A 427-nucleotide genomic window follows, 5' to 3' on the forward strand; every position below is an offset into this window, starting at 1 on the left:
AGATGCACATCGAGATCGGCAGGCACCGCCTGATCCACATGCCTGAGAAACGCCATGAATTCCTTATGTCGGTGGCGCGGCTTACATTGCGCAATAACTTCACCGGTTGCCGTATCGAGCGCGGCGAACAGAGTGGTGGTGCCGTGCCGGACGTAATCATGTGTCACTCCTTCGAGATAGCCCAACCCAATCGGCAACATCGGCTGCGTACGCTCCAGCGCCTGACACTGGCTCTTCTCGTCGACGCATAGCACCAGGGCATTGGTCGGCGGACTCAGGTGCAGGCCGACGATATTGCGCACCTTCTCCACGAAGTAGGGATCATTAGACAGCTTGGAGCTTTTTGACCGATGAGGCTGTACGCCGAACAACGACAGATATCGGGCCACCGAACTCTTCGAAATCCCTGTCTGCGCAGCAGCGCAGC

Annotated in this window: 1 protein-coding gene; it reads right to left on the reverse strand. The window is 57.6% G+C overall.

Annotated features, from left to right (window positions below; translation table 11 throughout):
* Window positions 1-427 (reverse strand): transposase (locus ACOJB8_RS41240; RefSeq protein ID WP_475018015.1); only part of this gene is annotated, 427 nt, incomplete at both ends.

The organism is Paraburkholderia sp. BR10141 (assembly GCF_056155635.1).